Origin of the sequence: Streptomyces sp. NPDC004667 (assembly GCF_040609475.1) — a bacterium.
Classification (GTDB): domain Bacteria; phylum Actinomycetota; class Actinomycetes; order Streptomycetales; family Streptomycetaceae; genus Streptomyces.
Map to the genome: position 1 here is coordinate 1 of NZ_JBEXKC010000046.1, position 26,694 is coordinate 26,694.

Genomic DNA, 26,694 nt, shown 5'->3' on the forward strand with positions numbered 1-26,694 from the left:
ATCCACCGAAGTGGACGGGGTATCAACTTCTGGCGTTGATTTTTGGCACGCTGTTGAGTTCTCAAGGAACGGACGCTTCCTTTGTACTCACCCTCTCGGGCTTTCCTCCGGGCTTTCGTTCTGTTCTTGCGTTTCCGACTCTATCAGATCCTTTCGGGCCTGACCCCCAGTCAGCGGGGTTTGTCTTCCGGGCTGTTGGGCCCTTCCGACTCCTGAACTCTAGCGGATTTCCCCGGCAACCGATAATCGGGCCTTCGGAAATGAATTCGGGCACGCCGAATTCGTTCCCAGTGGGAGATCGTGCTGAGTTGGGTGCCGCAACGAGGCGGCGGGATTCGTTGACGCCAGAACCTTCCGGCTCTGGGACAACTCGAAGAACCTTACGGATCAGCGACGGCGGTGTCAACCCGGGCGGTCAGGCCCGGGACTGGAGGTCTTCGACGCGGTCCAGGAGGCGGGTGAGCATGTCACCCAGGACTCCGCGTTCCGCTGTCGACAGGTCCTGGAGGAGGTCCTCCTCGAAGACCGTGGCCGCGCGCATCGCGTCGAGCCACTTGCTGCGGCCCTCGTCCGTCAGCTCCACGATCACCCGGACGCGGTTGGACTCGTCCCGCTCGCGGGTCACCAGTCCCTCCGACGTCATGCGGTCGATCCGGTGGGTCATCGCCGCCGGCGTGAGGCCCAGCTGCTTCGCGAGCTCGCTCGGGCCCATCCGGTAGGGCGCCCCGGAGATGACGAGGGCCTTGAGGACCTCCCACTCCGCGTTGCTGATGCCCAGGGCCGCGGTCTGGCGCCCGTAGGCGACGTTCATGCGGCGGTTCAGGCGGCTCAGGGCCGAGACGACCTTCTCGACCTGGGGGTCGAGGTCCTGGAATTCGCGCTGGTAGACGGCGATCTGCTCGTCGAGGCTCGGCTCGTGGACGGGCGTGGCGCCGTCGGGGGTGTCACCCATGGGTCGAAGTATCGCACGAGCTCGTTGGCGTCTAACTCCTTCGATGTGTAGAGTTAAGGGTCGAACTTTAGGTATGAAGTCTTCAGGCTTCAGTTATCAAGGCGGGTGAGAAGTGACCAAGGTGATGGGCGCTGCGATGCGGCGGATCCAGGCCGGGAACGCGCTGACCGCGTTCGGCATCGGCTTCACGGTTCCGTTCCTCTACATCTATGTGGCGCAGGTGCGAGGTCTGGGCTCCATGGCCGCCACGAGCGCGTTCGTGGCGTTCGCCCTGGGTGCTCTCGTCGCGCTGCCCTTCACCGGTCGGGTCATCGACCGACGTGGTCCGGTGCCCGTGGTCATGGGTGCGGCCGTGGCCGCCTCGGTAGGCGCGCTGTCGCTCGGGCTGTCGACGGGGATCGTGCCGATCCTGCTGTCGGCGCTGGCGCTGGGTGCCGGACAGGCCGTGATGCAGCCGGCGCTGGCCACGATGATCGTGTGGTGCTCGACGCCCGCCACCCGGACGCGGGCCTTCGCCCTGCAGTTCTTCATGCAGAACCTGGGTCTGGGCATCGGCGGTCTCGTCGGCGGTCAGATCGTCGACGAGAGCCGGCCCGCCAGCTTCACGCTGCTCTTCGGCATCGAGGCCGTGATGTTCCTGGTGCTGGCCGCGGTGATCGCCACCGTGCGGATGCCCCAGGTGGCGGGTCTCAAGGACGCCATGCCGAAGAAGGACGGGGCGCAGGCCGGCGGCGGCTGGAAGCGGATGCTGCAGCACAAGGCGATGGTGCAGCTGTGCGTGCTGGGCTTCGTGCTGTTCTTCGCCTGCTACGGGCAGTTCGAGTCGGGTCTGGCCGCCTTCGGGACCGAGGCCGCGGGGATCAGCCCGTCCACCCTCGGGTTCGCGCTCGCCGCCAACACCGGTGCGATCGTCGTGGCGCAGTTCGTGGTGCTGCGTCTGGTGGAGAAGCGGCGTCGGTCGCGGGTCATCGCGCTGGTCGGGCTGATCTGGACGGTCGCCTGGGTGATCGCCGGGTTCTCGGGGCTGGGTCACGGCAGTGCGGTCATGGCCGCGGGCGCGTTCGTGACGACGTACGCCCTCTTCGGGATCGGCGAGGCGATGCTGTCGCCGACGCTGGCGCCGCTGGTGGCCGATCTGGCTCCGGAGGGTTCGGTCGGGCAGTACAACTCGGCCTTCGCCCTGGTGAAGCAGATGGCACTGGCGCTCGGGCCGCTGGGCGTGCCGCTGGGTGCCGGGATCCCGATGCTCTACATCGGGGTGTTCGTGGCGGTCTCGCTGGGCATCGCCTGGCTGGCGCTGCGGCTGGGCGGGCAGCTGAGCCCGGTGCAGGACAACCCGTCGCTGTCGCGTGTCGTGGCGCAGGGTGGGCCGGCGGTCGGTGCGGCTCCCGTGGGCGTCGTCGCTGCGGAGCCCGCGCACGTGTAGTCGTACGTATGTATGGGTGTGGTGAGGCCCCGGTCCTTTGGACCGGGGCCTTTTCCGTGTGCGGCTACTTGTCGGGCAGGGCGAACTCGCACCAGACGGCCTTGCCGCCGCCCGGGGTGCGGCGGCTGCCCCAGGACGAGGCGATGGTGGCGATGATCGAGATGCCGCGGCCGGTCTCGTCGGCCGGTTCGGCGCGGCGGCGGCGCGGGAGGTGGTCGTCCCCGTCGGTGACCTCGATGATCAGGCGGCGGTCGGTGCGGCGCAGGCGCAGGCGCATGGGTGGGGTGCCGTGCTGGAGGGAGTTCGCGACGAGCTCGCTCGCGGCGAGGACGCCGAGGTCGCAGAGCTCGGCCGGGAAGCGCCAGGAGGCGAGGACGCCCTGGGCGAAGGCGCGGGCGCGGGGGGCGGCTTCGACTCCGCCGAGGAGTTCGAGGGCCGCGTTGTGGAAGAGCTCGGCGTCGGCGCCGGTGCGGGCGGGCTGCTGGAGGACCATGACGGCGACGTCGTCGTCGTGGTCCGCGTCCACGCCGAGGGCGCGCATCAGGCGGTCGCAGATGATCGCCGGGGTGCCCTGGGCGCCGGAGAGGGCGCGTTCGAGGGCGGCGACGCCTTCGTCGATGTCCTCGCCGCGGCGTTCGACGAGGCCGTCGGTGTAGAGGACGGCGGTGGAGCCGGGGCCCAGCGCGATGGTGCCCGAGCTGTGGAGCCAGCCGCCGGTGCCGAGCGGGGGGCCGGTGGGGTCGGCGGCGCGGCGGACGGTGCCGTCCTCGTCGCGGACGAGGATGGGGAGGTGGCCGGCGGAGGCGTAGGCGAGGAGGCCTTCGTTGGGGTCGTGGACGGCATAGACGCAGGTGGCGATCTGGCTGGCGTCGATCTCGGCGGCGAGGCCGTCGAGGAGCTGCAGGACCTCGTGGGGCGGGAGGTCGAGGCGGGCGTACGCGCGGACGGCCGTGCGGAGCTGGCCCATGACGGCCGCGGCGCGCACCCCGCGGCCCATGACGTCGCCGATGACGAGGGCGGTGCGGCCGGCGCCGAGGGTGATGACGTCGTACCAGTCGCCGCCGACTGCCGCTTCGGTGCCGCCGGGCTGGTAGGTGGCGGCGACGCGGAGGTCGTCTGGCTGCTCCAGTTCCTGGGGGAGGAGGGAGCGCTGGAGGGTGACGGCGGCCTCGCGCTGGCGGCGTTCGCTGGCGCGGAGGCGGTCTACGGCTTCGGCGTGGTCGGTGACGTCGGCGAGGTGGACCAGGATCCCGCTGTGGTGGGGGTCGGTTTCGCCGTCGGTGGCGGCCTTGGGGAACTCCACGGGGGTGCAGGTGACGGTGTAGGAGCTGCCGCCGCCGGGGGCGGTGCGGTTCTTGGCCGTACGGGGCTTGCCGCTGCGCTGGACCTGGTCGAGGAGCGGGAGCAGGCCGAGGTCGCCGAGCTCGGGCAGGGCCTCGTGGGCCGGGGCGCCGGTGGTGCGGGGGCCGAAGCCGGCGGTGTAGGCGTCGTTGAGGTAGGCGACGCGGTGCTCGGGGCCGTGGACGAGGGCCACGAGGGCCGGGAGCAGGCCGAGGACCTCCCGTACGGAGAGCTCGTCGAGGGCCGGGACGGCGGGGAGGGGTGCCGTGCCGGTGCCGCGGACGGTGGGGTCGGCCGGGCTGCCGTCGGGGGGCGGGGCGGGGTGGGCGGCCGCGCCGCGGGCTGCCGGGACGGAGCCTTCACCCCGTTTGGCCTGGGCTGCGGCGTGCTCGTTCCGGGCGGCGGCGCGGCGCTGCGTTCCGGGAAATCGGGCGCTCCAGCGCGTGAAGTTCACTGCGTTCAAGCCTCTTGGTGTCGCAAGTGGTCGCTGTGTCGCTCGTGGTCGGTCGCTGGACGGTCTGGACGGTGAGGTCACTCTGTGCAGGCGTGAGCCCACCTATGGTCACACGTCCAGTGTGGCCGACCGCACTGACAACGTCAGCCCTGGCTGTCCTGCGGGGGGTCGGGGGTGGGGGTCGGCGGGAGGTGCGGACGGTGTCCGCCCGCGGCGAGTTCGAATTCTGCCCTGGGGTGTTCGAGGGAGCCGAGGGAGACGATCTCCCGCTTGAAGAGGCCCGAGAGGGTCCATTCGGCGAGGACGCGCATCTTGCGGTTGAAGGTGGGGACGCGGCTGAGGTGGTAGGCGCGGTGCATGAACCAGGCGGGGTAGCCCTTGAGCTTGCGGCCGTAGATGTGGGCGACGCCCTTGTGGAGGCCGAGGGAGGCGACGGAGCCGACGTACTTGTGGGCGTACTCGGTGAGGGCTTCGTCGCGCAGGGCGGCGAGGAGGTTGTCGGCGAGCTGTTTGGCCTGGCGGACGGCGTGCTGGGCGTTGGGGGCGCAGGTGGCTCCGGATTCGGCGGCGGTGATGTCGGGGACGGCTGCCGCGTCGCCGGCGGCCCAGGCGTGTTCGACGCCTTCGACGGTGAGGAAGGCGGTGCAGGCGAGGCGGCCGTGGTCGTTCTTGGGGAGGTCGGTGGCGGCGAGGACGGGGTGGGGTTTGACGCCGGCGGTCCAGACGATGGTGCGGGTGGGGAAGCGGGAGCCGTCGCTGAGGACGGCGACGCGGTTCTCGCAGGAGTCGAGGCGGGTCTCCAGGCGTACGTCGATGTTGCGGCGGCGCAGTTCGCGGACGGTGTAGGTGCCCATTTCGGGGCCGACCTCGGGGAGGATCCGGTCGCTGGCCTCGACCAGCACCCATTTCATGTCCTCGGGTTTGACGTTGTGGTAGTACCGGGCCGCGTAGCGGGCCATGTCCTCCAGTTCGCCGAGTGCCTCGACGCCGGCGTATCCGCCGCCCACGAAGACGAAGGTGAGGGCGGCGGCGCGGATCTCGGGGTCGCGGGTGGAGGAGGCGATGTCCATCTGCTCGATGACGTGGTTGCGCAGGCCGATGGCCTCTTCCACGGTCTTGAAGCCGATGCCGTAGTCGGCGAGGCCGGGGATGGGGAGGGTGCGGGAGACGGAGCCGGGGGCGAGGACGAGTTCGTCGTATTCGATCTCGATGTCGCCGGTGCCCTCGTCGGCGGTGGCGAGGGTGGTGACGGTGGCGGTCCGCTTGGCGTGGTCGATGCGGCGGGCCTCGCCGATGACGATGCGGCAGCGGTCGAGGACGCGGCGCAGGGGGACGACGACGTGGCGGGGGGAGATCGAGCCCGCGGCGGCCTCGGGGAGGAAGGGCTGGTAGGTCATGTAGGGCTCGGGTGTGACCACCGTGATCTCGGCTTCGCCGGATCTCAGCTTCCGCTGGAGGCCGAGCGCCGTGTACATGCCGACGTATCCGCCTCCGACCACGAGGATGCGCGCGGGGGGCGGGGTGCCGGGTGCGTCGCCCCGGGAGTTAGCAGCCTTCACCATCCCATGACGCAACGTGGCCGGGAGTTTGTCCACAGGCCCGGCACATTGTGTGACCGGTGAGGGTGGCGGGGCGGGTCTGCCGCGGAGGTCGGATCGGGGGAAAGGTTCGCAGGTCAGGGACTGCGGAATGGTTGATTCCGGAGACTTGCGGCGGAAAAGTGGGGATGAATGCTCCGATCGGGCGGTGCTCCGTCCGGGGCTGCCTCTTCTGAATTGACTCTGGCTCAACTATGTTCGTATCTCGTCGAGGAGTAGGACCAGGGCCCCATGACCGTGGCCCCCCTCGACGCGAAGGCGGGGAGTGTCTCCGGGGGGAGACAAATGATTACCGGGGGATACATATGCATATTTCCGATTTCCATGGCTCTGTCACCGCGCTGTCCGCGGAGAGCGGCGGCCGCGTGATGGCGGGCGCCACGACCCACGGAGTGGGCCGTTCTACGCCGCTGCGCGTCGACGCCCAGCGCAACCTCGAACACGTCCTGCGGGCCGCCCGCGAGGTGTTCGGCGAACTCGGCTACGGCGCTCCGATGGAAGACGTGGCGCGGCGCGCGCGGGTCGGTGTCGGCACCGTCTACCGACGGTTCCCGAGCAAGGACGTCCTGGTCCGGCGGATAGCCGAGGAGGAGACCGCCCGGCTGACGGAGCAGGCCCAGTCCGCCCTCGGTCAGGAGGAGGAGCCCTGGCAGGCGCTGTCGCGCTTCCTGCGGACCTCCGTCGCCTCGGGCGCGGGCCGGCTGCTGCCGCCGCAGGTCCTGCGCGTCGGTGCGGCCGAGGAGGACGGTTCCGAGGAGGACGCCGCCGCGGCACGTGTCCCGCAGCAGCGGCAGGCCGCCGTGGCCGGGGTGCCGGACCTTCGGGTCGTGGGCTCGCGGAGCTCCGTCGAGGACGAGCCCGCGGAGGACTCCGGGGCGGGTGCGCTGCTGGAGGTCGTCGGGCGGCTCGTGGACCGGGCCCGGGAGGCCGGCGAGCTGCGGGCCGACGTCACGGTGGCCGATGTGCTGCTGGTGATAGCGACCGCCGCTCCCGCGCTGCCGGACCCGGCACAGCAGGCCGCGGCTTCGGCCCGACTGCTGGACATCCTGCTCGAAGGACTGCGGTCCCGGACGGCGTGAGCCGGTGGCTTGCGCCGGGCCGGAGCTGAGGTGCTGAGCCGGGCCCGGTGGCCCGGGCCGGTGGCCTGAGCCGTGGCGGGTGGTTCCGTCCGGGAGGACGGGGCCCCCGCGCGGGCCTGGCGGGAGGGCTGTCTGGACGGTCCCTTCCGGGGGCTCCGTCCGGGGGCTCCGTCGGGGAGCGCCGTCCAGGGGCTCCGTCGGGGAGCGCCGTCGGGCTCTGCCGGTCCTCGGTTTTCGCCGGGGTGCGGCGGGGCGGTTGACGGCGGGCTCCGGGCGGAGTGGGCCGGGGAGGGCCCGGGGCACGGTAGTCCGGGGCGCGGTAGCTCGCGGACGGCCTGGGGCGCGGTGGTCCGGGGCGCGGTAGCTCGCGGACGGCCTGGGGCGCGGTGGTCCGGGGCGCGTGGTTCGGGGCTCGGCGGTCCAGGGGTGGTCCGGGGTGCGGTGGTTCGGGGGCGGCCTGGGGCTCGGTGGTTCGGGGGTTTCGGTGATGGCCGGGGCCGGCGGGCGGGCCCGTTGTTCCTGGTCGGCTTGTCAACGGGCGCCCGGGGGGTGGCAGTCGCTCGAACGGGTGAGGAGCGTTTCGGTGCTGTCATCGAGTCGTCGGAACTTGCCCGGACGGGTGGATGCCGCGCAGAGGCATCCGGGGCACCGGCGCCGTGTGACACGCTGGATCGGTGTACCGGGCTGAGTGTGTCGTGCGGGGGCTTCCGCGATGAGCGTTGACGGGCGGGACGAGTCCCCCGGTGGTTCCGGCGGGGAGGCCGGGCCGGGGAGCCTGCCCCCGCGGCAGGTGCCGGCCCAGCGCGAACCCGGGGGACGGCACGCCGCTCCGCGGCCGGGTGGCGCCGATCTGCCGCCGTCCGACGCCGACTTGATCGCCCGGATGCGCGGCGGTGACGACGGCGCGTACGAGGAGCTGTTCCGTCGGCACTCCGAGGCCGTACGCCGTTACGCACGCACCTGTTGCCGGGACGGGCACACGGCCGACGACCTGACCGCCGAGGTGTTCGCGCGGACGCTCCAGGCGGTGCGCGGCGGTGCGGGGCCGGACCAGTCGGTGCGGGCGTACCTGCTCACCACCGTGCGGCGGGTCGCCGCGGCCTGGGGGAAGACCGCCCGGCGGGAGCATCTGGTCGAGGACTTCGCGCTGTTCGCGGAGCAGGCCGCGGCCGGAACCGAGGGCACGGGCGGGCTGGGCGGGCTGTCCGGTGAGGACGGCCTGGAACTGGGCGCGGACGTCCGGGCGATGCACGAGGCCGAGCGGTCGCTCGCCCTGCAGGCCTTCAGGAGCCTGCCCGAGCGGTGGCAGGCCGTGTTGTGGCACACCACGGTCGAGGAGGCCTCGCCGAGTGCGATCGCCCCGCTGTTCGGGCTGAGCGCCAACGCGACGGCGGTGCTGGCCAGTCGGGCCCGGGAGGGCCTCAAGCAGGCCTACCTCCAGGCGCACGTGAGTTCCGCGCTCAGCGAGGGCGGCGACTGCGCGCGGTACGCGGACCGGCTGGGGGCTTATGCCCGGGGCGGGTTGCGGATGCGGGCGGAGCGGGGGCTGCGCAAGCACTTGGAGGAGTGCGTGAAGTGCCGGCTCGCCGCCGGGGAGCTGAAGGACGTCAACGCGGGGATTCCCGCGCTGCTGCCGGTCGCGGTCATCGGGTGGTTCGCCGCCGGGTACGCCGCCAAGGCGGCCGGGGTCGTGGCGGGTGGGGCCGTCGCGGCCGGTGGGGCGGGAGCCGCTGCCGCCGCCGCGGGCGGTTCCTCCACGGGGGCCGGTGCTGCGGGTGCGGGTACGGCCGGGGCGGGGGCGGCCGGGGCGGGGGCGGCCGGAGGGACCGGGGGGGCCGGGGCGGGGAGCGGGGGTGCCGCTGTCGCCGAGGGGCTCGGGCTGCCCGCCAAGGCCGCCATCGCCGCCGGGATAGCGGTCGCCGCGGCGGCCGGAGTGGTGTTCGCCCTCGCCGGGGACGAGCCCGAACCGCAGGCCGCCGTGAAGCCCGCACCCGCAGTGGCGGCTCCGGCCGTGCCGACGCCACCCGCGTCCGCGGCTCCGGAGAGCAGTGCGCCGGGGGCTCCGTCGCCGGCCGCGCCGGTACCCGTACCGCCCCGGCGCTCCGCGGAACCCTCGGCTCCCGTATCGGGGCCGCCGTCGTCCCCGTCCCCGGCTCCGGCGCCGGTCCCGGCCCCCGCTTCGAAGCCGCCGTCGGCCTCGCCCGTGCCGGAGCCGGAGCCCTCTCGGACCCCGACGCCCACGCCGTCACCCGTCACGCCCTCGCCGAAGCCGCCGGCGGCCCAGGACTTCCAGCTGGCGCGGATCGGGCACTCCGCGTTCGGGCAGCACACCGGGCCGGAGGTGGAGACCTGGCGCAGCAGCTGGGTGTGGCAGCGGTGGGGGCTGGAGGTGGGCGGCCGGCGGTTCGGGCAGGGCGTCACGGTGAACTCCCGCTCCTCGGTGGAGATCGCCCTCAACCGGCAGTGCACCGAGTTCTCGGCGCGCGCCGGGGTGGACGGGCTGTCGCTGCGGACCGACGGGAAGCTGCGGTTCTCCGTGTACGGCGACGGGCAGCGGCTGTGGCGTTCGGGGGCGCTCGGGTACGGCGACGCCCCGGCGGACGTCCAGGTGTCCCTGGCCGGGCACAGGACGCTGCGGCTGGTGGTGGAACAGGCCGGGCAGGGGCACCTGCCGACGCTGGCGAGCTGGGCGGACTCGGTGATCAGCTGCCGCTGAGCGCGGTGGGGGCGGCGAGCAGGGCGGCCACCTCGGCGGGGCTGAGGGTCCGGCCCTCCGCTTCCGCCTCGGCCTGGCCGGCCTCCCCGAGCAGGGCGCGGGTGCGGGCCGGGAGGTCCGCCAGGGCGGCCTCCTCGGGGACCGAGCGTGGGTGGCCCGCGCGCCAGGCGGTGGCCGCCGCGAGGACCCGTACGCTCTCGGCCGGCCGGTCGGCGTCCGCCAGCAGCAGGGCGGCCGTCTCGGCGAGGGCGGCCAGGAACCGCTCCGCGCAGCGGGCGGCGACCGCGTCGGCGAGGCCCCGGGCGGCCTTGGCGAGGCCGGCTTCCGGGCCCTGTTCGTCGGCGAGGAGGGCGGCCTCGACGGTGGCCAGCCCGGCGGCGAACTGCGCGGGTCCCGTGATGCCGTCCGCCGCGGTGCGGGCCTCCTCGCACGCGGTGCGGGCCCGGGCCGTGTCCCCGCGCCGGAGGGCGAAGAACGCGGTGAGGAGCCGGGCGAAGGCCACGACGTCGTAGAGCCCGCCCTGCCGGTCGGCCTCCCGCTCGGCCTCCGCCAGTTGCCGTTCGGCGCCGTCGAGGTCGCCGCCGCTGTAGACGGCCTCCGCGATGCGGGCGAGGGCGAAGGGGACCTCGGTGTGGGCGCCGACCTCGCGGGCCAGGCGCAGGCATTCCTCGTACTCGGCGCGCGCCTCGTCGTAGCGGCCGCGCGAGAGGGCCATCTCGCCCGCCGCGCTGGCGACTTGGGCACGTGCCCAGCGATCGCCGACCCGGGAGGCGATCCTGTGGAGCTCGGCGAGGTCGGCGTCCACGGTGGGCAAGCCGCCCGTGGTGTCGATGGCGGTGTGGGCGCGGAACATCAGGATGACGCCGAGTTCCCAGTCCCCGGCGTGGCGGCGCGCGTTGGCGACGCCCTGGTCGAGGTCGGCGAGGAAGTCGGCGGTTTCGCCGGTGAGGAAGCCGAGTGCGGGCCAGAGCATGCCCGGGAAGCGGACCGATTCGGGGGAGTCCTGGCGGAAGACGTCCTTGATGCGGCCGGCGAGGGCGCGGTACTCGGGGGTGCGGAAGTGGTCGCCCCGGTTGCTCTCGGCCAGCAGGAACATGTGGAGGATCCGCAGGTGCAGGGCGTTCCAGTACGCGCGGGAGCCCTCGGGCGCGTCGACAGGGGTGCGGTCGAGGATGCGGCCGATCCATTCGACGCCTTCGACGCGGTAGTCGCGCAGCCACCAGAACCAGCCGAGGGCGAGGGCGATGCGCTGGGCGGACTCCGTGGCGTCCGGGGTGGGGGTTCCCAGGGCGGTGTCGAGGGCGGTGCGGAGGTTGTCGAGCTCGGTCTCGACGCGCCGGATCCAGGGGAGCTGGGCCTGCGAGCGCATCAGGGGTTCGGCCCGCTCGACGAACGCGAGGTAGTGCGCGGCGTGGCGGCGGGCGGCGGCGTCGAGGGCGGCCGGGTCGGCGGCGGCGCGCTCGGCGGCGTACTCGTGGATGGTCTCCAGCATGCGGTAGCGCATGCCGGGCGCGCTCTCGTCGCCGTCGGGTTCGGCGAGGACGAGGGACTTGTCGACGAGTGAGCCGAGGACGTCGGCGACGTCGAGGGTGCCGTGGCCGTGGTGGTCGTCGCCGTTGCCGTCGGCGTTGCCGTCGGGGTCGGCGGCGTCCGGCTCGGCGCAGACGGCTTCGGCGGCGGCCAGGTCGCAGCCGCCGGCGAAGACCGACAGGCGGGTGAGGACGGCCCGTTCGGAGGCGTCGAGGAGGTCCCAGGACCAGTCGACGACCGCGCGCAGGGTCTGCTGGCGGGGCAGCAGGGTGCGGGCGCCGCCGGTGAGGAGGCGGAAGCGGTCGTCGAGCCGGTCGGCGATCTGGCGCGGGGTGAGCAGCCGGAGCCGCGCGGCGGCCAGTTCGATGGCCAGCGGCAGACCGTCCAGGCGGGCGCAGATCTCGGCGACGGCGGCGGGATCGTCGGCGGGGGTGAAGCCGGGGCGGGCGGAGGCGGCGCGGTCGGCGAAGAGCCGGTGCGCGGGGGCGGGCGGCAGGGGTTCGAGGGGGCGCAGGAACTCGCCCGGCACGCCGAGGGGTTCGCGGCTGGTGGCGAGGATGCGGACGCCGGGGCAGTGGGTGAGGAGGCGTTCGGCGAGTTCGGCGGCGGCGCCGATGACGTGCTCGCAGTTGTCGAGGACGAGGAGCAGGCTGCGGTGCGCGCAGTGCTCGACGAGGAGGTCGGTGGGGTCGGCGGTGCTGGCCTTCTCGCGGGCGACGAGGCTGCTCTCGCGCAGGCCGAGGGCGCTGAGGACGGCGCCGGGTACGGCGGCGGGGTGGTCGAGTCGGGCGAGTTCGACGAGCCAGCCGGAATCCGGCCGGCCGGCGGCGGCGTGCTCGGCGAGCCGGGTCTTTCCGGAGCCGCCGGGGCCGGTGAGGGTGACGAGCCGGGAGCGGGCGAGGTCGCCGGCGAGCGCGGCGAGTTCGGGCTCGCGGCCGACGAAGGAGGTCAGGCGGGGGCGGAGGTTGCCGCGGGACTGCGGGGGCGGGGGCGACGGGGCCTGGAGCGGCGGGGGCGGGGGCGACGGGGCCTGGAGCGACGGGGGCTGGGGCGACGGGGGCTGGAGCAGCTCCGCGTGCAGGGCGCGCAGCCGCGGGCCGGGGTCGGTGCCGAGGCCGTCGGCGAGGTCGCGTCGAGTGCGCTCGTACGCGGCGAGCGCGTCGGCGGGGCGTCCGGCGGCGCGGAGTGCGCGCAGCTGCTGGGCGCGCAGTTCTTCGTCGTACGGATGCTCGTGGATCAGCGCCTCGATCTCCGGCAGGAGTGCGGCCGGTGCGGTGGCGCCGCTGTGCAGGTCCGCCTCGACGCGGTCGCGCGCGGCGCGGGTGCGGCGGGCCTCGGTGGCGGCGGCGAGGGAGGTGCGGGCGGGCTCGGGGAGGTCGGCGAGGGCGGGGCCGCGCCAGAGCGAGAGGGCCTCGCGGAGGGTGGCCGCCGCGGCGGCGGGGTCGGCGGCGGGCGCGGCGAGCTGCTCGGCGCCGAGGGCCGCGAGCCGGGTGAAACGGTGGAGGTCGACGTCCTCGCGGGCCGCGGCGAGGCGGTAGCCGCCGGCGGGGTCGGCGCGGACGCTGTCGCGGGACCCGAGGGCGCGGCGCAGCCGGGAGACGAGGGCCTGCAGGGCGGCGGGGGCGTCCTGGGGCGGGTAGTCGCCCCAGACCTCGTCGACGAGGGCGGCGACGGGGGCGGCGGCGGGGCCGCCGGCGCGCAGGGCGAGCGCGGCGAGGAGCGCGCGCAGGCGGGCGCCGCCGAGGGGAAGGGGGGCGCCGGTCTCGTCACGTGCCTCGGTGGTGCCGAGGATGAGGTACCGCACCGGGCAATTCTGCCCTGCCCCTGCGGGGAGCGGCGCGGAGTTTCCGGGCCCCGGCCCGGCGACGGTCCCGACGCGCCCGGGCGCCCCCCTGCGGTCGCCGGGTACGCCCCCTTCCGGGCGCCGACCCGGCGACAGCCCGGGCGGGCACGGGCGCCACCCCCACAGAACCGGGCACCACCCCTGCCGGGCACGAGATCGCGCCGCGCGGCGGTGGAGGGACCCCGGCCGGCCCGGCCGGGCGCGAGCCGGGACAAGCCGGGCCGGGGCTGGGCTGGGGCCGGGCCGGGGCTCCAGGCCCGAGCAGGGCCAGGGCTCCAGGCGGTCCGCCCCTGACCCCCCGCCTCAGGCGCCGGTGGGGCTGGAATTCCGTCCGGCGGGTCTGGGCGGCGCGGCCAGGCGCTCTGGTGCGGCGCGGCGCGCCGGGCGGCGCAGCCCGGCAGATGCGGCACGGCACAGCAGCCCGGCAGATGCGCCGCGCCGCAACAGCCCGACAGGTGCGGCACAGCGCAGCAGCCCGGCAGGTGGTGGGGCCGAGGGGCCGCGGCCGGGTCGTGTGGTCCGGTGCCCGGTGGCCGGTGGGAGGGGTCAGGGGGTGCGGAGGGTGGTGAGGGTGCGGGTGGCGATCTCCCGGCCGATCGGGAGGGACGCGGTCGCCGCCGGTGACGGGGCGTTGAGGACGTGGACCGTGCGCGGGGCCTCGCGGATGAGGAAGTCGTCCACGAGGGTCCCGTCCCGCAGGACGGCCTGCGCGCGGACTCCGGAGCCGGCCGGGGTGAGGTCCTCGGCGGTGACGCCGGGCAGGAGGCGGCGTACGGCGTCCGTGAAGGCCCGCTTCGACAGCGAGCGGTGGATCTCCCCGGCCCCGTAGCGCCAGTGCCGGGACGCCATCCGCCAGGATCCCGGCCAGGCCAGCTCGGTGGCGAGGTCGCGGGGCCGGACGGTGGCCCAGTCGTAGCCCTCGCGGGCCAGCGCGGGGACGGCGTTCGGGCCGACGTGGACGCCGCCGCCGATGCCGCGGGTGAGGTGGACCCCGAGGAAGGGGAACGCCGGGTCGGGCACCGGGTAGACCAGCCCCCGGACCAGCTCCGGGCGGGCCAGGTCGTGGTACTCGCCGCGGAAGGGGATGATCCGCATGCCGGGGTCGTCGCCGGCGAGCCGGGCGATCCGGTCGCACTGCAGGCCGGCGCAGTTCACCAGGACCTTCGCCCGGACGACGAGACCGGACGTGGTGCGCACGGCGACGGCGGAGGGGCGGCGGGAGATCAGGTCCACCTCGGCGCCGTAGAGGATCTCGGCGCCGGAGGACTCCGCGAGCTGCGCCGCGACCTGTCCGTAGTCGACGATGCCGGTCGTGCCGACGTGGATGGCGGCGAGGCCGCGGATCTCCGGCTCGTACTCCGCGATCTGCGCGGGGCCGAGCTCGCGCACCGGGATGCCGTTCTCGCGGCCGCGCTGGACGAGGGAGTGCAGGCGGGGCAGCTCCGCGCGCTCGGTGGCGACGATCAGCTTGCCCGTCACCTCGTGGGCGATGCCGTGCTCCGCGCAGAACTTCACCATCTCGGCGGCCCCGCGCACGGCGAAGCGCGCCTTGAGCGATCCCGGGCGGTAGTAGATGCCGCTGTGGATCACCCCGCTGTTGCGGCCCGTCTGATGCCGGGCGGGGCCGGTCTCCTTCTCCAGTACGGTCACCCGCGTCCCCGGGGCCAGCCGCGACAGGGCATGCGCCGTCGACATGCCGACGATCCCGCCACCGATCACCAGCACATCGCAGTCCACGCCGCCGCCCACGCTGACACCTCCCACCCCTGCATACTGCACCCCGCCACCGACAGAGCGGCTACGCGGGTGTCACCAGGAGCGGTCGGGCCCGCTCGCGCAGCTCCGCGACGCGCGGTTCGTCCCCGTACGGTTCCAGGCGGTGCAGCAGGTCCCGTACGTACTCGTTGGTCCGCGCCGAGGAGATCCGGCCCGCGACCTCCACGGCCCGGGTGCCGGCCGCGCAGGCCGCGTCGAGGTTGCCGGACTCCAGCTCGGCGACCGCGCTCACGACCAGGCGCAGCCCGTGCGAGCGGACGTACTCCTCCGTGGGGCGGGAGAGCGCCTGTTCGGTGAAACGCCGGACCTGACGCGGGAGTTTCAGGTCCCGGTAGCATTCCGCGGCATCCGCGGCGAAACGGTCGTACGAGTAGAAACCCAGCCAGGTCGGATCGGCGTCGCCCTCGCGGGAACGCTCCAGCCAGCCCTCGGCGGCCCGCAGCGCGGCCCCGGCGGCCGCCGAGTCGCCCGCCTTCGCGTGGGCGCGGGCCTCGACGAGGCGGAAGAAACTCATGGTGCGGGCGGTGGCCAGGCCCCGGTTGCGTTCGACGGCGGCCTGGGCGAGGTCCACCCCTTCGTCGGGGAAGTCCCGGTAGGTCGCCTGGAGCGACATCGAGGCCAGTACGTAGCCGCCGAGCGGTACGTCGGCGGCCGCGCGGGCCAGCCGCAGCGCCTGGATGTAGTAGCGCTGGGCCGCCTCCTGCTGGCCGGTGTCGAAGGCCATCCAGCCCGCCAGCCGGGTCAGTTCGGCGGTGGCGCCGAAGAGGGCGCGGCCCACCTCGTCGCTGTACGAGCCGAGCAGCAGCGGTGCGGCGTCGACCCGCAGGCACTCGGGGACCATCGACGAACGCCAGTCGCCGCCGCCGTACTTGGAGTCCCAGCGGCGGGCGTCCTCGGCGGCCTCGCGCAGTTTCGTGACGTCGCTGTGGCCGACGCGCTGCGGGGAGGCCTCCGAGAGCACGCCGGGAGCGGGAGCGGCAGGGGCCGTGGCAGCGGGAGCGACGGGGGCCTGCTGACCGGTTTCGGATCCGGGCCTGGCGGGCACAACGCCCTGCGCGGGGGTACGTACGGACGGTCCGGGCACTGCGGACGCCTGCCGGGGCGCCACGGCCCCGGCTGCCGGACCGGAGGACTCCCCGGCCGCCGGAAGCGGAGCCGGAAGCGGAGCTTTCTCCCGGCCGGGACCCGGTTCGCGCGCCACCGAGCTGTCGGCCGGAGATATCAGCCAGCGCGACGCGGGCGTCGCGTACGCCGACACCGCGAAGGACCCGGCGAGCGACTGCCAGATCCCGCCACCGCCCCGCCGCCCCGCGAGGTCGAGCCGGTAGAGGTCGGTCGCCGAACGCACGGCCGCGCCGATGTCGCGCGGGAAGGCCAGCCCGACCTCGGGCGCGGGGTCCGCGTCCGCGAGCCCGATCTCGTGCAGCGGCACCGGGCGCCCCAGCTTCGCGCCGATGGCCGCCGCGATCAGGTGGGGCGCGGCGCCCTGGGGCACCATCCCCTTCGACACCCACCGCGCGACCGAGGTCTTGTCGTACCGGAGCGTCAGACCGCGCTGCGCGCCGAGGTCGTTGACCCGCCGGGCCAGTCCCGCGTTGCTGATGCCCGCGAGGGCGAGGACGGCGCCGAGCTTCTCATTGGGCTCGCGGAGCTCCCTGGACATGCGCCACCCCTCGTCACACGCGGAACGCAGACGCCGCCGGGGCATAGGCGCCCGGCATTTCGTAAACCCAGCGTAGTTCCCCGCCTCCCAAGCGTTAAGGCCCCGACTTCCGTATGGCGGGATTGTTGTCCGTACGCACAGTCCGGGCGGGGCCCGGCCCCGGGGCGCACGTGTCAGCTCGTGCTCCGCCCGTGTGGCCGTGCGCCCGGCCGTGCGCTCTGGCCGGTCCCGGGGCCCGGCGATTCGATGTGCGGTGCGTGGGTCGGCCCGCCGCGTGGAACCGGAGGGCCGGGGGATGCCGCCGCCTCAATCCCCGCGGGTGGCGGAACGGTCCGGGGGGTGGAGACCGCCTCCCGGACCGCGGCCCGCGCGAGTCGCCGCGGGGGGACTCGGCACGGCCGAAGAATGGCCGAAACCGACCTATGGGGCGGTGGGAACGGAACGCCAAATACCGCGTGGCCGGGGCGTGTTCGTTTGCATGCGCGCCCCCGAAGCCACTCTCGCACGCCCGTCTCGTGGCAGCATGGACCCCGAGCCACCGGGGTCCCGCCGGCCGCGCCCTCCGGCGCCGACCGCGTCGTCCGTGCCGTCCGTTGCCCCGGTCATGTGCCCACGGGCTGGGGGAGGCGGCGGTGCGCTGGTTGGTCGGGTGGAGCAGTATCGCCGCGAGCTTCGGCACGGCCGGCCGGGTCTCCCACCAGGGCGAACCGGCCCGCGGCGGCGGCCGGGCCGACTACGCCGACTACGCAGACCCCGCCCACGGGGCGTACGGACCCCACGGGGCACACCCCCACGCGGCCCCGCCGCGCGGCGGCATCGCGGACGCCGCGTACGCCGACGACCCCGCCGCCCAGGACGCGGAACGCACCGTCCACCCCGTCGGCGCCCAACTGCTCTGGGGCGACCCCGACCCCCTCTGGGCCGTCGGCGACTGGCGCCCCGACGAGATCCGCACCGTCACCGCCGACCCCGCGGACCCCTTCACCCGGCTCGCCGTCCTCGGCTGCTGCGGCGCCACCGACGCGGAACTGCGCCGCGCCCTCTACGCCGCCCGCGGCGGCGCCCTGCGCCACCTCACCGAGTGGTCCGGCAGCTACACCGCCGTCGTCCAGGCCGGCCGCCGCATCACCGTCCTCGGCGACCTCGCGGGTGCCCGGCCCGTCTTCTACACGCCCTGGGCGGGCGGCACCGCGTACGCCACCGCCGCCCTCCCGCTCGCCGACCTGATCGAGGCGCAGCTCGACGTCGGCCACCTCGCGGCCCTGCTGGCCTGCCCCGACAGCCCCGAGGCCCTGGGCGACGGCACACCGTACGTCGGCGTGCGGCGGATCCCGCCCGGCCACACGCTGATCCTGCGCGAGGGCTCCCGGGAGATCACCGGGTACGAGCCGGTGGCCTCCCTCGCGGTGGCCGCGCCCGAGTCCGACCCGGAGCGGGCGGTGGAGGGCGTACGGGAAGCGTTGACGGCCGCGGTGCGCGCCCGGCTCACGGCGCCCCGCCATGCTCCCGACGTACTGGTGACCGACCCCGGCCCCGTGCCCGGAATGGGACCCGCCGACCGGCGTGCGGCCCGGGGCGCCCCCGCGCCCGGGGTGGGCGCCGACCTCTCCGGCGGCAGCGCCTCGGCGACGCTGGCCCTCCTCGCCGCCGGGCTCCCGGGCTCCCCCGGCACCCTGCCCGGCACCGGCTCCCGGCTCCTCGCCGTCACCTTCAACGACCTGGCCACCCCGCAGGGCCGCGAGGCCGAGCTCGAACGCGCCCACGCCCTCGCCGCCGACCCCCGGCTGCACCACGTCGTGGTGGCCGCGGCCGCGGAGGCGCTCCCCTACGCGGAACTCGACGGCCCGCTCACCGACGAACCCGGCCCCTCCCTGGTCACCGCCGCCCGCGAGCGGCGCCGCCTGGCGGCCGGCTCCGCGGACCACTTCACCGGGCACGGGGCCCGCCAGGTCCTCGACGCGCACCCCGCCCGCATGGCCGACCTGCTGCTGGACCGCAGGCGCCGCCACCTGCTGCGCCCGGTCGCCGCCCTCGCCCGCGCCGCCTCGGCCTCCGGGGAGTCCCTCCTCGTGCCGCTCACCGTGTACTCGGCGGCCCGCCGCCTGGCCCGTACGCCGTACCGCGCGGGCATCGAGGCGGCCGCGGCCCGGCTGCGCGAGGGCGGGGTCGCCGCCGCGGTCTCGGGGCCGGTCGACGCCTCCCTGGCCGCCCTGACCTGGTCCCGCCCGGGGCCGGCCGCGGGCTGGCTGACCGGGGAGGCGCTGGCGGAAGTATCGATCCGCCTCCGGGCCGCCGCCGGGCGCCCCCCGCTCTCGCTGCGGCCCGGCGAGGCCCGCGCCCGCGCGCTGCTGGCCCGCCACGCGGCCGACCACCGGGTCTTCGAGCAGGCCGTGGAGGTCCGCAGCCAGCGCCTGCACGCGCCGTTCCTCGACAACCAGGTCGTACGGGCCGCGCGCGCCCTGCCGGAGTCCCTGCGGGTGCAGCCCGGGGCCCGCGCCGAGATCCTGCGCAGCGTGCTGGCCTCCGCCGGGGTGCGGGAACTGCCGCCCGGGTGGGGCGCCACCGCCCACACCCCGAACGAGACCGCGACCCGGCTCGGGCTGCGGGCCGCCCTGCCCGGCCTGCTCTCCCTGTTCTCCGCCCCGCTGCTGGCCGACGCCGGGCTGATCGAGGCCCGGGTCGTGCAGCGGGCCCTGTCCGACGCCGCGGACGGCAGGCCCGTACCGCTCGACGGGCTGGCGGAACTCGTCTCGATGGAGCTGTGGCTGCGCCGCCTCCTGGCCCGCCGGGGAACCTGCTGGACGGGCACCTCCACCCCGCGCCGCCGCGCGGTCCCGGCCCTCGACGCCTCCCTGCCCCGCCTGACCCGCGGCGCACCGGCCGCCCGCTAGGCAGCCGCCCCGCCCGCGGCGCCGCGCCCGTCGGCCGCCGTCCGGCGGCCGGACCGCCCGTCGCCCGGACCGCCACCCGCCGTCCCCCGCCGGACCCCCTCCCGCCCGGCCCCCGCCCGAGCCGCACCCCAACCGGGTCACGGCACCCGCGTCGTAGAATCGGCGCATTGTGTCTGAGTCCCCGAACCCCCAGCCCAGCCTCCCGGACACCGCGCCCGAGGCGACCGCGTACGTGCCCCCCAAGTGGCGCACCGAGCCCCGTTTCCCCGACGGCCCCGCGCCCGACCCCGCCGGGTCGCACCACGAGCGGCGGATCCGCAGCTTCCAGCCGCGCCGCAGCCGGGTCACCACCGGCCAGGGCGAGGCGCTGAAGCGCCTGTGGGGGACCTGGGGTCTCGACATCGACGGCCACGAGGTCATCGACCTGAACCGGCTCTTCGACGGCCTGCCCGTGGTCCTGGAGATCGGCTTCGGCATGGGCGAGGCCACCGCCCAGATGGCCGCCGCCGACCCCTCGACCGGCATCCTCGCCGCCGACGTGCACACCCCGGGCCAGGGCAACCTCCTCGCGCTCGCCGAGCGCGGCGGGATGACCAACGTCCGCGTGGCCAACGGCGACGCCATCATCCTGCTCCGCGAGATGCTGCCGCCCGCCTCCCTCGCCGGACTGCGCGTGTACTTCCCGGACCCGTGGCCCAAGGCCCGCCACCACAAGCGGCGGCTGATCCAGCCCGAGTTCCTCGACCTGGCCGCCACCCGCCTGGCGCCGGGGGCCCTGCTGCACTGCGCGACGGACTGGGAGCCGTACGCGGAGCAGATGCTCGAAGTCCTCACCGCGCACCCGGAGTTCGAGAACACGCAGGCCGACGGAGGCTACGCGCCGCGCCCCGAGTTCCGCCCCCTCACCCGCTTCGAGGGCCAGGGACTCGACAAGGGCCACGTCGTCCACGACCTCCTCTTCACCCGCGCCCGCCCCAAGAACTGACAAACATCACTCCGAGTGTCCGAGCGGCTCGGTAGGGTCACCATGTGCTCCGAGCGCTCTCCCGTGTGCTCGCACGCACACCGGACCCGGTCCGCGTGTGCGTGCCCGTCACCCTGCTCACCGCGACCGGGTTCACCATCCTGGAACTCGTGCGGGAGCAGACCGGCACCGCCGGCTTCCTCGTAGGACTCGGCCTGGCCCTGCTGCCCGTACCGCCGCTGATGGCGGCGTTCCGGTGGCTCGGCCGGGCCGCGCCCGCCCCCTGGCGGCAGTTGATGTTCTGCTTCGGCTGGGGGGCCTGCACCGCGGCGCTGATCGCGATACTGGCGAACAGTTTCGCGACCGAGTGGATAGCCGCGGCCACCACCGACCCCTTCGACGCCGACCGGTTCGGCTCGGTGGCGATCGCGCCGGTCGTGGAGGAGAGCGCCAAGGCCGCCGCGCTGCTCCTCGTCTTCGCCTTCCGAAGACGGCAGTTCACCGGCCCCGCCGACGGTTTCGTGCTGGCCGGGTTCACCGCCACCGGCTTCGCCTGCACCGAGAACGTCCTCTACCTGGGCAACGCCTTCGAGGAGGACCTCGCCAAGGGCACCGGCGTCCTGGACTCCGTGACGGCGGCGACGTTCTTCGTGCGGGCGGTGCTGTCGCCGTTCGCGCACCCCCTGTTCACCGTGCTGACCGGGCTCGGCCTCGGCATGGCCGCGGTCGGCGCGGGCCGCGCGCGCCGGACGGGTCCGCCCCTGCTGGGCCTGGGCCTGGCCATGGGGCTGCACGCGCTGTGGAACGGCTCCTCACATTTCGGTGAGTACGGTTTCTACGCGGTCTACGGCTGCGTGATGGTCCCGGCGTTCGCGCTGCTGCTGGGGCTGGCCGTGCGGATACGGCGTCACAGACTGCGGGCGGTCGCCGCCGAGCTGTCGGTGTACGCCCGCGCGGGCTGGCTCGGCCCGGCGGAGGTCCCGGCGCTGGCCTCGATGCCGGCCCGGTCGCTGGCCCGGGCCCTGGCCCGCCGCAGCGGAGGCCGGCCCGCCGCCCGCGCGGTGTCCCGCTACGCGGCGGACGCCGCAGCCCTCGCCCTGCTGCGCCGGCACGCCCGGCAGACCGCCGGCCCCGACCGGGATCCCGCCCTCGACCGGGAATTCGCCGTACGGGAGCGGGAGTTGCTGGACCGCCTCTGGCTCCGCCGGGCGACGGCCGCGCCCGCCCTGGCACGGGCCGCGGTACTGGAGGAGCTGCTGCCGCCGTGGTACGACCCGCTGGCCGGCCCGCACACCCCCCGGCCGCCCCAGGCCACCCGGGAGCCCCAGGCCACCCGGCCGTCACCGGCCTTCGCGCGGCCGACGGCACCCACGACGGCGACCCCGGCAGCGGCCGCGACGGCGGTGCCGCCCCCCAGGACCCCGGCCCTGTCCGCCTCCGTCCGCCCCTCCTGTTAGAGGGCGGCGCGGGGGCGGCGGGCGGCGAGGGCGGACCACCACGCCGAGGCGAGCAGCAGCACCCCCGGAGCGATTCCAGCGACGGCCGACACGGCCGCGGTTCCCGCCCCGGCCGCGCCCAGGAGCAGTCCGGCGGCGCCGCAGGCCGTCATCGTGGCGCCGAGCACGTGCAGCGAGGCCTGGCGCCACACGGCCGCGAGGGCGAAGAAGTGCACCCCGACGACGAGCGCGATGCACGCCACCGCCAGGTGCGGGGCGTGGAACACGCGGGCCGTGAGGAAGACGCCCGCCAGGCCCGCGACCACCTCGGCGGCCACCACCAGCCAGTAGCGCCGCCCGAAGGCCGGACGGGCCGCGGGCGCCGTGGCTGCCGTGGGCTCCGTACGGGCGGTCGCGACGGCCCCGGTACCGGCCGCCGGGGGCCGGGACGCGAAGAACAGGCCGACGAACGCGGCGATGGCGAGCAACCGCAGCGGGACGGTGAGGGGCGCCACGGCGCCCGCGTTCACCGCGATGAAGGCGAGCCCGAAGGCCCCGCCGATGATCAAGCCCGTACGCCCCCGTGTCATGTACACAGTGTCCCGCGATTCGATCATGGAATCCAGGCCCGGCGGGGGCGGCCCCGGCGAGGATCCGGACGGCTCCGCTAGACGCCGAGCCCCTTGGACTCGAGCCACGCCAGCGGGTCGACCGTCGAGCCGCCCTTGCGCACCTCGAGGTGCAGGTGGGCCCCGGTGACGTTGCCGGTCGCGCCGACCCGTCCGATGGTCTCGCCGGCGCCGACCGTCCCGGAGGTCACCGCCATGGAGGAGAGGTGGCAGTACCAGACCTCCGTACCGTCATCGAGCTGGAGCACGATCCGGTAGCCGTAGGCGCCCGACCAGCCGGCCGAGATGACCTTGCCGCCGCCCACGGCCTTGACCGGGGTGCCGGTCGGCGCCGCGAAGTCGAGGCCGGTGTGGTGCCCGGAGGACCACATGGAGCCGGAGTCGCCGTAGTGGGAGGTGAGCGTGTAGGAGGAGGTGGGGAGCGAGTAGCCGCCCGAGGTCTTCATGCCCGCGCCGGCCCCGGCTCCGCCGCCCTCCGCGTCCTTGGCCGCCGTAGCCGCGGCGGCTGCGGCCGCCTTGTCCGCTTCGGCCTTCTCCGCGGCGGCCTTCTCGGCGGCCACGCGAACCGTCTCGGCCTCCTTGTCGGCCGCTTCCTTCTGGGCGCGGGCCTCCTGGGCCGCGGCCTCGCGCGCGGTCCGCTCGGCGTCCGCCCGCGCCTGGGTCTCGACGGCCTCCTGCTGCGACTCGGCCTGCTGGAGGATGCGGTGGCGCAGGGCCTCCCCCGCGTCGGCCTGCCCGTGGCCCTGGCCGTCGGCCTGCCCCGGGATGCCGGCGGTCCGCGCGGCCGCCGCCCCGGCGGGCGCCGCGGTGTCCGCGCCGGCCGCCCCGGAGGAGTGGCCGCCGCCCAGCATCTCGGGCAGGTCCGGGAGCGAGGGCATGGATATCGCGACCTGCGGCCGGTCCTGCGCGGTGGCGATGCCGCCCGCGCCGACCGCCGCGATCACGCCGACACCGAGCACGGTGGAGCTGCGGGCCAGTCCCCCTCGTTGCTTGAGGACGCGGTGCTTGCCGCGGACCGAACGGGCGGAGTCCTCCGTCGGGTTCCACTCGCCCCAGGCTCCGGCGGTGGGCGTCTCCGGGACGTCGATGCCCTCGGGGGAAGGCGAGTTGGAGGCCACCGGGGCACACTCCTCGTGAGCGAGAACGCGCACGGGTGCCGTCTCTTGCGACGGCTGGGACGTCCGCGCTGCGTTATCGAACGGTAATAGACGCGGGGGAGTGATTCCAAGCTGTTGCGACTGATCGTTAACCCCAATCAGCCACACTCCGAACAGCTCTGGCCCGAACATTCACCTCATCAAGCCTCAACTCGGGACAAACATCCACGCCCACCCCCTTCACTTCAGCCACGATGGCCCGAATGACGAACCGTCAATCCCCTTGCGCAGAGCACCTCATGGACTACGCAACGTCACCGCGCGGGCATCACTCCTCCTCGCGCCGCACCACGGGGACCGTCCGCCTGCGCTCCGGCTGCCCCTCCCGGGGCCGCCCCAAGGCGAGCAGCGCCATGTCGTCGGTGGTCCCGCCGCCCGTGTGCCGGCGGACGTCGCTGCTGAGGGCGCCGAGCACCTCGCCCGGCCCCGGGAAGACCCGCCCGCGCAGGCGGGCCGCCGGATCGTAGAAGACGCCCGCCGCGTCCCGGGCCTCGGTCACCCCGTCGGTGTAGAGGAGCAGGGTGCTGCCCTCCGGGAAGGGCCACTCCCCGACCGGATCCGGCGGACCGGCCGACAGCACCCCGAGCCCCAGCCCCAGCGGGAGCGAGGGCTCGGCAGGTTCGAGGACCGCCAGGCCCCCGTCGGCGTACAGCAGCAGCGGTTCGGGATGCCCCCGGTTGAGCAGCCGCAGCACCCCGGCCCCGGACGGGACCTCGCCGAGCACACAGGTGGTGAACCCCTCGACCGCGTCCAGGCTGTCCCGGCGGACGCCCTCACGGGCCAGGGCCCGCTCCAGCCTCTCCGCGAGCGCCTCCAGGGTCGGTTCGGTGTCCGCGGCCTCCCGGAAGGCGCCCAGGACCACGGCGACGGCCTCCACGGCCCCCAGCCCCTTGCCCCGTACGTCGCCCACCGCGAGCCGCACCCCGTACGGGGTGTCCTGGACGGCGTAGAGGTCCCCGCCGATGAACGCGTCGGCCTGCGCGGCCTCGTACCGCGCGGAGACGTGCAGCCCCCCGATCCGCTCGGCCGGCGTCGGCAGCACGGCCCGCTGGGCCGCCTCGGCGATCCCGCGCGCGGAGGCGAGCCGCTCGCCGCTGCGCCGCACGACCCGGTTGATGAGCAGGGCCAGCCCGGAGACGGTCACCACCGTCACCAGCTCGGTCAGCGCGTCCACCCTCCAGTCGGCGGCGTTGTGGAAGTGCAGGGCCACCACGGCGCTGGAGGCGGCGAACCCGGTCACGGCGGTCGCCAGGAAGCTGAAGACGGGGGCGGCGATCAGCGGGGCCGCCGAGAAGAAGGGGGAGCCCGTGAAGCCGGGCGGGGTCAGCACGTCGAAGCCGAGGCCGAGGATGATCAGCAGCACCGGGAGCGCCCGGAGCACCTGCCGGCCCGCACCACCGCCGGGCTCCGTCGTCCCGCTCGCGCCACCGCCCTGCCGGCTCAGCCCCGCCACGCTGCTCTCCTGCCGCCCGGTCCCGCCTCGCCCCGCATCCAAGGCTGGCGGCACGGGCCGTCGCACGGCGACCGGACCGGACCGATCGGGTGAAGGGAAGGGGCAGAGGGACGGGGCGGGGGACGAACGGCAGCGGCTCACCGGCCCCGGGAGGGCGCGTACGACGAAGGCCCGGTTCCACAAGGGAACCGGGCCTTCGTACTGAGTAGCGGGGACAGGATTTGAACCTGCGACCTCTGGGTTATGAGCCCAGCGAGCTACCGAGCTGCTCCACCCCGCGTCGGTAAACCCAACTCTACGTCATCCGGGAGACCCACTCCGCCAATTAACCCCCCGCCGCCCCTCCGGAAGGAGATAACCGCAGGTCAGAGCCGTAAAGAAGGGCCCCAATCCGCCTCCGGGCCCCCGCCCGGCCCCCTGCGCCCCGGGCGGGCCCCCGATGGCGGGAAACCGCCGCGGCCCGTCCCGGTCGATACCCGATCGGCCTGGGGGCCCTCTCCCGCTATGCTCTGGGGTGAGCGCGCCCGGGCCATTAGCTCAATTGGCAGAGCAGCGGACTTTTAATCCGTTGGTTGTCGGTTCGAGTCCGACATGGCCTACCGCACCCGGATCGTGGGGGAAACCCCCCGACCTGGGACCGAGCGCCCCGTCCGGCTTCGTCCGGGCGGGGCGCTCGGTCGTTTCCGGCCGCCCGCGGCGCACCGGGCCCGCGCCGCTCCGCCCGCGCCGCACCGGGCCCGCACCGCACCGCACCCCGTGAGTCACCGGTGCCGACGAGCCGCTCCGCCGCTCTCCCCAAACCCCGCGCGCAAAGTCAACGATCTCTGCATCCGGTGCAAACGCGCCTGGACCAGCGGCTCATACGCTCGGGCCGAGTGCCCGCAGCCGATCACGGCGGGCCTCAACTCGTCGCGAATGAGAAGGCGGTCAGATGAGCAGGAACTCCGTGCGCACGGTCCGGCACAAGGCGGTGGCGGTCGCCGCGGCGGCTCTGGCACTGGGAAGCGTGGTCACGACCGCGACGGCCGCGCAGGCGTCCACGACCCAGGGCTACATCAACGGTTTCGACGACGTCACCGACGACTGGGGCGACGAGGGCCTGCTCTCCACGACCCAGCACTCCAACAGCGGTGCGGTGGGCATCTGGCAGGCCGTCCTCTACAACGACGGCTTCCTCGGCCGCTCGGACGTCGACTGCAAGTTCGGTCCGGCCACGGCGGCGGCCACGAAGAAGTGGCAGGCGAAGTACCTCGGAGCCGGCCAGGCCGACGGTGTCGTCGGGAACAAGACCTTCGGCAAGGCGTCGACGTGGCTCAAGGAATACCTCTGGGCCGGCGAGTGGACGGGCCTCAAGTACGACGGCACGATCGACGAGTTCCAGACCATCACCTTCGAACGCAACAAGACGACGGGCCGCTACAGCTTCTACAAGGCGCCCGGCGTGCGCGTCGAGGGCTACTACGACTCCATGGGTGGCTGCTGAGCACCTCCGGGAGCCGCTGACGCCCGCGGCCCGGGACACGGAAAAGGGATCGGCCCCCACGGCACCGGAGTGCTGTGGGGGCCGATCCCTTGTCAGGCGGCGCTCAGGCGTCAGCCGTTGCGCTTCCAGCGGGGCTTGTCGTCACGACGGCCGCCGAAGGAGCCGGTCGAACCGGAGCCGGAGGGGCGGTTGTCGTCGCGGCGGCCGTAGGGGCGCTCGCCGGCGCCACCGGAGCGGAAGCCACCGGACGGACGGTCGTCACGGCGGAAGCCGCCACGGTCGCCACCACGGTCGTCACGGTTG

At 74.9% G+C, this 26,694-nt stretch carries 17 protein-coding genes and 2 tRNA genes; 8 read left to right on the top strand and 11 right to left on the bottom strand.

All coding sequences use genetic code 11. From position 1 onward, the window contains the following. Positions 1 to 415 precede the first annotated feature (415 nt). Positions 416 to 952 (bottom strand): MarR family transcriptional regulator, encoded by a 537-nt coding sequence (locus tag ABZW32_RS24100; protein WP_266840575.1) that lies wholly within the window; start codon positions 950 to 952, stop codon positions 416 to 418. A gap of 124 nt (positions 953 to 1,076) precedes the next feature. Here ABZW32_RS24100 and ABZW32_RS24105 point away from each other — a divergent pair, with 124 nt between their 5' ends. Further along, the gene (locus tag ABZW32_RS24105; protein WP_356219209.1) at positions 1,077 to 2,378 is read left to right on the top strand and encodes an MFS transporter; all 1,302 of its coding nucleotides are present in this window, start codon (positions 1,077 to 1,079) and stop codon (positions 2,376 to 2,378) included. A gap of 64 nt (positions 2,379 to 2,442) precedes the next feature. Here the strand turns inward: ABZW32_RS24105 and ABZW32_RS24110 are convergent, their stop codons facing one another. Next, a complete protein-coding gene (locus tag ABZW32_RS24110) occupies positions 2,443 to 4,173 on the bottom strand; it encodes an ATP-binding SpoIIE family protein phosphatase (RefSeq protein WP_356219212.1) in 1,731 nt (576 codons plus the stop codon). 143 nt (positions 4,174 to 4,316) lie between these two features. Next, positions 4,317 to 5,735, bottom strand: coding sequence for an NAD(P)/FAD-dependent oxidoreductase (locus ABZW32_RS24115; protein WP_356219119.1), 1,419 nt, complete (start codon positions 5,733 to 5,735; stop codon positions 4,317 to 4,319). 341 nt (positions 5,736 to 6,076) lie between these two features. Here ABZW32_RS24115 and ABZW32_RS24120 point away from each other — a divergent pair, with 341 nt between their 5' ends. Together ABZW32_RS24120 and ABZW32_RS24125 are read left to right on the top strand one after the other, a co-directional pair. Next, positions 6,077 to 6,850, top strand: a complete 774-nt coding sequence (locus ABZW32_RS24120; protein WP_356219122.1) for a helix-turn-helix domain-containing protein — start codon at positions 6,077 to 6,079, stop codon at positions 6,848 to 6,850. A 712-nt stretch (positions 6,851 to 7,562) separates the two neighbouring features. Further along, positions 7,563 to 9,566 carry a sigma-70 family RNA polymerase sigma factor gene (locus ABZW32_RS24125; RefSeq protein WP_356219125.1) on the top strand — a complete coding sequence of 668 codons (2,004 nt, stop codon included), beginning with the start codon at positions 7,563 to 7,565 and terminating at the stop codon, positions 9,564 to 9,566. Here the strand turns inward: ABZW32_RS24125 and ABZW32_RS24130 are convergent. From ABZW32_RS24130 to ABZW32_RS24140, 3 genes are all read right to left on the bottom strand, one after another. Further along, positions 9,553 to 12,900 carry a BTAD domain-containing putative transcriptional regulator gene (locus ABZW32_RS24130; RefSeq protein WP_356219128.1) on the bottom strand — a complete coding sequence of 1,116 codons (3,348 nt, stop codon included), beginning with the start codon at positions 12,898 to 12,900 and terminating at the stop codon, positions 9,553 to 9,555. The genes ABZW32_RS24125 and ABZW32_RS24130 overlap by 14 nt on opposite strands. Before the next feature lie 585 nt (positions 12,901 to 13,485). Then, positions 13,486 to 14,718, bottom strand: coding sequence for an L-2-hydroxyglutarate oxidase (lhgO, locus tag ABZW32_RS24135; protein WP_356219130.1), 1,233 nt, complete (start codon positions 14,716 to 14,718; stop codon positions 13,486 to 13,488). A gap of 19 nt (positions 14,719 to 14,737) precedes the next feature. Continuing rightward, positions 14,738 to 16,378, bottom strand: a complete 1,641-nt coding sequence (locus ABZW32_RS24140) for a sporulation protein (RefSeq protein ID WP_356219133.1) — start codon at positions 16,376 to 16,378, stop codon at positions 14,738 to 14,740. 815 nt (positions 16,379 to 17,193) lie between these two features. On the opposite strand from ABZW32_RS24140, the gene ABZW32_RS24145 reads away from it, so the two are divergent. From ABZW32_RS24145 to ABZW32_RS24155, 3 genes are all read left to right on the top strand, one after another. Then, positions 17,194 to 19,269 carry an asparagine synthase-related protein gene (locus tag ABZW32_RS24145; RefSeq protein ID WP_356219215.1) on the top strand — a complete coding sequence of 692 codons (2,076 nt, stop codon included), beginning with the start codon at positions 17,194 to 17,196 and terminating at the stop codon, positions 19,267 to 19,269. A 169-nt stretch (positions 19,270 to 19,438) separates the two neighbouring features. Next, positions 19,439 to 20,254: a tRNA (guanosine(46)-N7)-methyltransferase TrmB gene (gene trmB / locus ABZW32_RS24150; protein WP_356219136.1), complete on the top strand. Its 816-nt coding sequence runs from the start codon at positions 19,439 to 19,441 to the stop codon at positions 20,252 to 20,254. Between the two features lie 65 nt (positions 20,255 to 20,319). Then, positions 20,320 to 21,690 carry a PrsW family intramembrane metalloprotease gene (locus ABZW32_RS24155; protein ID WP_356219138.1) on the top strand — a complete coding sequence of 457 codons (1,371 nt, stop codon included), beginning with the start codon at positions 20,320 to 20,322 and terminating at the stop codon, positions 21,688 to 21,690. Here ABZW32_RS24155 and ABZW32_RS24160 read toward each other — a convergent pair. The 4 genes from ABZW32_RS24160 to ABZW32_RS24175 form a co-directional block, all read right to left on the bottom strand. Beyond that, positions 21,687 to 22,259 carry a hypothetical protein gene (locus tag ABZW32_RS24160; protein WP_356219141.1) on the bottom strand — a complete coding sequence of 191 codons (573 nt, stop codon included), beginning with the start codon at positions 22,257 to 22,259 and terminating at the stop codon, positions 21,687 to 21,689. The two genes, ABZW32_RS24155 and ABZW32_RS24160, sit on opposite strands and share 4 nt — an antisense overlap. Before the next feature lie 77 nt (positions 22,260 to 22,336). Further along, positions 22,337 to 23,386 carry a M23 family metallopeptidase gene (locus ABZW32_RS24165; RefSeq protein ID WP_356219218.1) on the bottom strand — a complete coding sequence of 350 codons (1,050 nt, stop codon included), beginning with the start codon at positions 23,384 to 23,386 and terminating at the stop codon, positions 22,337 to 22,339. A gap of 337 nt (positions 23,387 to 23,723) precedes the next feature. Further along, on the bottom strand, positions 23,724 to 24,908 hold the full coding sequence (locus ABZW32_RS24170) for a PP2C family protein-serine/threonine phosphatase (protein ID WP_356219143.1): 1,185 nt from the start codon (positions 24,906 to 24,908) through the stop codon (positions 23,724 to 23,726). A 206-nt stretch (positions 24,909 to 25,114) separates the two neighbouring features. Beyond that, positions 25,115 to 25,188: transfer RNA gene (locus ABZW32_RS24175), tRNA-Met, on the bottom strand. Positions 25,189 to 25,434: 246 nt separating this feature from the next. Here ABZW32_RS24175 and ABZW32_RS24180 point away from each other — a divergent pair. Both ABZW32_RS24180 and ABZW32_RS24185 read left to right on the top strand, forming a co-directional pair. Then, positions 25,435 to 25,507 (top strand) — tRNA-Lys (locus tag ABZW32_RS24180). Between the two features lie 332 nt (positions 25,508 to 25,839). Next, the gene (locus ABZW32_RS24185; RefSeq protein ID WP_356219145.1) at positions 25,840 to 26,391 is read left to right on the top strand and encodes a peptidoglycan-binding protein; all 552 of its coding nucleotides are present in this window, start codon (positions 25,840 to 25,842) and stop codon (positions 26,389 to 26,391) included. A gap of 110 nt (positions 26,392 to 26,501) precedes the next feature. On the opposite strand, the gene ABZW32_RS24190 is transcribed toward ABZW32_RS24185, so the two are convergent. Further along, positions 26,502 to 26,694 (bottom strand): hypothetical protein (locus tag ABZW32_RS24190; RefSeq protein ID WP_356219148.1); only part of this gene is annotated, 193 nt, incomplete at its 5' end.